Here is a 5,781-nt window from a genome sequence, read left to right as displayed (position 1 = left end):
GAACGTACCTGGTGGATCCGGAGCCGTCTGGGCATTCTGGATCAGGCGCATCAGGATCAGGAAGTACAGCAGCAGTACTCCCAGGGCGCCCACAAACCCATGTTCTTCGCAAAAGGCGGCAAAGATGAAGTCGGTATAGGGAATGGGGAGAAAGTCACCCTGCGTCTGCGTTCCCTTCGTCGCGCCTTTGCCCCAAACGCCTCCCGATCCGACAGCGATCAGGGACTGGCGGATCTGGTAGCCGGAGCCCTTCGGATCGTTATCCGGATTGATGAAGTTGGTCAGGCGGGCCTTCTGGTAGGGCTTCAGCAGCTTTCCAGTCCTCCACACACCACCTACCAGCAGCAGAAACCCCAGGATGAGAATGCCTGCCTGCTTGAACCGGATGCCGCCCAGGAACAGACCGCAGATCAGGATCGGCGAATAGGTGAGGGCCGTTCCCAGGTCAGGCTGCTTCAACACCATCAGCATAGGAACGCCTACCAGCAGGAAGGCTTTGCCGATGTCTTTCCACGTCAGGTCGCGGCCGCCCAGGCTCCAGAAATACCGCGCCACCGCCACAACCAGCACCAGCTTGATCCATTCACTCGGCTGAAAGTGGATGCCGCCGGGAAATTTGATCCATCGCTTCGCTCCAAGCACTCTGGTGCCCACCGCCGCCACGGCGACGAGCGCAAAAATACTGGTGCCATAGGCCCAGGGAACAATCTCCAGCAACTGGTGATAGTCGATCAGCGAGACGATGAACATCAGCACCAGGCCCACGGCGAGGTACTCGAGCTGCTTCTTCTCAAAGCCGTGGAATTTGGTGTGGAGAGTCGCCGAATAGATCTCAAAGACCGAGATCACGCTCAGCAGGAGCACGAAGCCGAGCAGAACCCAGTCAAAGTCACGGAACGAAGAAAAACGGCGCATGGATCAGGCAATTTCAGTGTAACGGTATCCAGCAGTGGCAACATGAAGGCAATGAACGGCCCCCACACTAGTTGGTAACAGGCTGTTCTTTCTTTGCAGCATTCTCCAGCGGTGTAGCCGATTTCGGAGCTTCGGCAACCTTCATCAGGTTCCCAGCCTTCTTCCGCTGTTTTTCCACGAAGGTGTTCACAACCTGCGCACCCAGTTTGGCGGCGTTGGCGCCCCAATCGCCGTTCTCCCACAGAACGGCAACCACGACGTCCGGGTTCCGCCGCGGCGTCATTCCCACAAACCACGCATTGGGAACCGTCTTGTGGCCGCCACCGCTCCTGGCGAGAGCCGCGTGGCTCATCACCTGCGCAGTACCCGTCTTCCCGGCAAAGTCCACGCCTTCCAGATGCGACGCGGCGGCTGTCCCGGAATTCAAGGTCTCGGCCATGGCGTCGGTGATGATCTGCCAGTTCTCAGTCTTGAGACTGACCTGTTTATCGCCGCCGCCTGGATAAGTATCCAGAATCGCCTGTTGATACTGCTGCGAAATCTGGCCCTCCAGAATGACATGTGGCCGCTTCAGAGCTCCGCCGGAGGCAAGGCCGCTCAACGCCCGCGCAAGCTGAATGGGTGAGGCCTGAACAGCGCCCTGGCCGATGCCAACCGAGATCACTTCTCCGGCGTACCACTTGTCGTGGAAGTTCTTCAGCTTCCATGCCGTTGATGGCATGGTGCCCGTAGCCTCATCCGGAAGATCGATGCCCGTTTTCTGGCTGATACCGACTGCGGTCGCATACTTCGCAATCGTATCGATCTGCAGCCGCTCCGCCAGTGTGTAGTAGAAGGTATCGCAGCTCCAGGGAATGGCATGGTAGATGTCCACACCACCGTGGTGCTTATCGCAGGCAAAGAAGTGGCCGAAGAAGGTTCCGCCCCCGGCACAGTTCACGTGCATGTCCTGGGCGACTCCCTCTTCCAGACCTGCATAAGACATGATGATCTTGAAAGTGGACCCCGGCGCGAGCTGTGCCTGGATGGTCTTGTTCATCATCGGGTGGTCGGGGTCGTTCAGGATCTTGTTCCAGTATTCCTTCGTCAGCCGCACCGCAAACTGATTCGGGTCATAAGTGGGGCGGGAGACCATGGCGAGGATCTCGCCCGTATGGGGATCCATAGCGACAATGGCTCCGGTTTTACCTTCCAYCGCCTTCTCTGCCGCCATCTGCACGTCCAGATCGATGCTCAGCCTGAGGTCCTTGCCGGGGACAGGATCTTGCTGGCCGAGCTGGCCGACCTCGCGGCCGCGGCTATCGACCACTACGTCGCGCGATCCGTCCGTACCGCGCAGCACCGCGTCATAGGTCGCTTCCACGCCCGACTTCCCGACCACGTCACCGGCCTGATAGAAGGCATACTTTTCTTTGTTAAGGTCGTTTTCGCTGATCTCACCCACATACCCGATCAGGTGCGCGGCGAAGCCTCCATTGGGATAGAGGCGGCGCTGTTCGTCCAGGGTCTCCAGCTCCGGCAACTCATTCCGGTGCGCCTCAATAAACGCAACCTCGTCCGGTGAAAGATCCTGCTTGAGCGGAATCGGCTGATACTTCGGGGCAAACTGATAGCGGCGCAGCACATACTGGATCTGGTCAACAGTCATGTGCAGACCTTGGGCGATCATGGGAAGGTCGGCGTCCCAGTCACGGGCTGGCTCGCGCAGCAGGTAGCAGGAGATGGAGGCATAGTTGTCCACCAGCAGGCGGCCTTCGCGATCAAAGATTTTGCCCCGCGGCGCCATGATGGGAACCTTGCGGACACGGTTCTGTTCGGCCAGCACGCGGTAGTTATCCGCGCTGACCACCTGCAGCCGCCACAGCCCGGCGAGCAGCACCACCAGAAGCAGGGCGACGACATACTGCACCGAGTTCAGCTTCAGCGGGGAGACTTTCTCCTCGCGGGCTGTTAGCTTCTCCTCCTCTATCATCGCTTCCGCTCTCCAAATCTCTATCTCTTCCTACTAGAGCATTTTCCCTGTTGCTGGGTAGCCCGAAAATGACGTGCAGCGGCGTTTTCATTGGGGGAAAACGCCCATAGATGCGGTAGCCCTACTCTACTACTACAGGGAAAATACTCTATGCGCGCTGTTTCGCGTAGTCCAAAAGGAAAAACAGCGGGATCGCCACCACCGTATTCACTCCTGCACGCAACAACTCATGCAGCCAGCGCGTCTGCACATTCGCGTCCTGCAACAGCCACTGATAGATGCCCAGCAACATCAGGCTCTGCAGCAGGCAGAAGCTGAAGTTCATCACGACGCGTGTTGCCAGCGCATCCACATCTACGCGCAGGCTGATCGACGCCGCCACATATCCCACCACAGCCTTGACCATGCCGTTGATACCGATCGGCTGGTTCAGCAGCAGATCCTGCAACACGCCAACCAGAGCCCCCGTCATCACGCCGGAGATCGGACTACGCCGCGCTACCGCGAAAAAGATCACCACCACCAGCGGCAGGTCCAGAATCATCAACCAGGGCGCCAGCTTCGGCAGATACGCGCCGGCAAACACGGCAACCAGCGGCACCAGAAGACTGACCGCAGGATGGAAGACGTGCTCATCCATCTCCCGGCGGGAGCTGTACATCCTTCCCAGGGCGGCCATCAGTGCTGGTCACCGCCTGCTTCTGTAGACGGAGCAGGGGCCGCATTGTCATGACGCGCACCCGGCGTCAGCGTTGCAGCCGACGGCGTGGCCCCAGGACTGTACGTGTCCTGCCGGATAGCCGGCGTGGGCCGTGGCAGCGGAGCTTCCTTCGCACTCTTTGCCTCTTCGTCGGGAGCCTCGGGCTTCAACTGGGGCAGATGCTCTCCGCGCGCTCCGGTCTCCGGCTCATTCTCCGTGGTAGCTACCTGCTCCGGAGCGGCCGGACCCTTCTCCAGGACTACCAGGACCTCTTCAAGCCGCGCGAGGTTCGCAGTGGGCTTCACCGTCACCAGCGCATAGTTGCGATCCTGGCCAATGCTTTCCACCACGCCGGCCTTCAGGCCGCGGGGAAAGACCTGGTCGCCGCCGCTGGTCAGCACAGGTTCACCCGGCTTGATGCGGCTGTCAGGCAGCACATCCAGAATGCGGAGCCGTCCATCGGTCGTACCGCGAAGCACACCGCGGATTCGCGTTGTCTCCAGAACCACGCCCGCTCCCGAGGTGGTGTCACTGATAAGCAGGACCTGCGCCGAGTGCTGAAAGACGTCACGCAGTTTGCCCACGATGCCATCCGGCGTAATTACCGCCATATCCGGCTTCAGGCCGTTTGCGATGCCCTTGTCGATATACAGCACGCGCGACTGCTCGCTCCCGCTGGTGCCAATTACCTGCGCTGCAACGGTCTTGGCGATGTACTGCTGCTTGAATTCGAGCAATGCCTGCAGCCGCTGTCCCTGGCGGGCATCCTCCGCCATGGCGGCCTGGTACAGCCGCATGCGGTTCAGATCGTTCTTCAATTGCTCGTTCTGCCGGCGGACATCCCGCAAGTCGATGTAGTTGTGCCAGGTCCCACGAATACCCTGGCCGGTCGCACGGAACAGGCGCTCGAAGGGAGAGACCAGGGCCACTGCCCAGTACCGGAAGACACGGATATGCTTCCCGTCCTCGCGCGAGCCATAGTCGGGCCGCCGCACCTGCACTGCCAGGCCGATGGTGAACACCACCAGCACGGCAATCAGTACGAGAGCATTTCTATACCTGGCAAAGAACCCATCCATGACGTGAGATCCCAGCCCGCGAGGGGCCGTCCTCTTGACCTCGACTAAAGCATTTTTCCTGCAGGTGTAGTGTAGGGCTTCTGCATCTATGGGCGTTTTCCTCAATGAAAACGCCGCCGAACGCCCCCTCACGGGATACCCAGCAACAGGGAAAATGCTTCTAGTCGATAGAAATTTTACGAAGCAGCTTGAAGTCCGAGAGCATCTTTCCGGTGCCCAGAACCACGGACGCCAGCGGGTCGTCGGCGATCGAGACCGGCAGTCCCGTTTCCTCGCGAATCCGCTTGTCCAGGTTCTTGATCAATGCTCCGCCACCGGTCAGCACGATACCGCGGTCGCTGATGTCGGCAGACAGCTCCGGCGGCGTACGTTCCAGCGCCACGCGGATAGCGTTCATGATGGTGGCGATCGATTCGCCCAGTGCTTCGCGAATCTCCGAATCATCGATCGAAATGGTCTTCGGAACGCCTTCGATCAGGTTGCGGCCCTTGATCTCCATCGTCAGCGGTTTGTCCAGCGGATACGCCGAGCCGACCTCCATCTTGATCTGCTCCGCGGTACGCTCGCCGATCAGCAGGTTGTACTTGCGCTTGAGGTAGTTCATCACCGACTCGTCCATCTGGTTGCCGGCCATGCGGACCGAGCGCGAGTAGACGATACCGGCCAGCGAGATCACCGCGATATCCGTGGTTCCGCCGCCGATGTCCACAACCATGTTGCCGCCTGGCTCAGTGATCGGCAAACCTGCACCGATCGCGGCCACCATCGCCTGCTCGACCAGGTAGACTTCGCTCGCCTTGGCGCGATAGGCGGAGTCCTCAACAGCGCGCTTTTCCACTTGAGTGATCTCAGAGGGCACACCGATGATGATGCGCGGATGCACCATGCGCTTGCGGTTATGCGCCTTCTGGATGAAGTAGTTCAGCATCTTCTCCGTCACCTTGAAATCGGCGATGACGCCGTCTTTCATCGGCTTGATGGCAACAATGTTGCCCGGAGTACGGCCAAGCATCTCCTTGGCCTCTTTTCCCACAGCCTCGACCTCGCCCGTCGACTTATTGATCGCGACGATGGAGGGCTCATTGACAACGATTCCCTTCCCGTGGGCATAGACC

5 protein-coding genes are annotated in these 5,781 nt (G+C 59.7%); all 5 read right to left on the bottom strand.

The window, feature by feature from the left end:
- Positions 1 to 915 (bottom strand): FtsW/RodA/SpoVE family cell cycle protein (locus AB4043_RS12055; RefSeq protein ID WP_442307140.1); only part of this gene is annotated, 915 nt, incomplete at its 3' end.
- A 67-nt stretch (positions 916 to 982) separates the two neighbouring features.
- Positions 983 to 2,887, bottom strand: coding sequence for a penicillin-binding protein 2 (gene mrdA, locus AB4043_RS12050; RefSeq protein ID WP_442307139.1), 1,905 nt, complete (start codon positions 2,885 to 2,887; stop codon positions 983 to 985).
- Positions 2,888 to 3,035: 148 nt separating this feature from the next.
- The gene (mreD, locus tag AB4043_RS12045; RefSeq protein ID WP_442307138.1) at positions 3,036 to 3,566 is read right to left on the bottom strand and encodes a rod shape-determining protein MreD; all 531 of its coding nucleotides are present in this window, start codon (positions 3,564 to 3,566) and stop codon (positions 3,036 to 3,038) included.
- Positions 3,566 to 4,666, bottom strand: coding sequence for a rod shape-determining protein MreC (mreC, locus tag AB4043_RS12040; RefSeq protein ID WP_442300961.1), 1,101 nt, complete (start codon positions 4,664 to 4,666; stop codon positions 3,566 to 3,568). Before mreC ends, mreD begins: the two co-directional genes overlap by 1 nt.
- A 160-nt stretch (positions 4,667 to 4,826) precedes the next feature.
- A partial coding sequence (locus tag AB4043_RS12035; protein WP_442307137.1) for a rod shape-determining protein occupies positions 4,827 to 5,781 on the bottom strand: 955 nt, incomplete at its 5' end.

The organism is Terriglobus sp. YAF25, from assembly GCF_052113305.1.
In the GTDB taxonomy this organism is placed as follows: Bacteria; Acidobacteriota; Terriglobia; order Terriglobales; family Acidobacteriaceae; genus Terriglobus.
Note: the sequence above shows the minus strand (reverse complement) of the source record. Positions and strands in the feature narration are given on the sequence as shown.

Excerpts from the sequence above, each read along its gene's own strand:
- mreD (WP_442307138.1), bottom strand. The coding sequence starts at position 3,566 with ATGGCCGCCCTGGGAAGGATGTACAGCTCCCGCCGGGAGATGGATGAG.
- mreC (WP_442300961.1), bottom strand. The coding sequence starts at position 4,666 with ATGGATGGGTTCTTTGCCAGGTATAGAAATGCTCTCGTACTGATTGCC.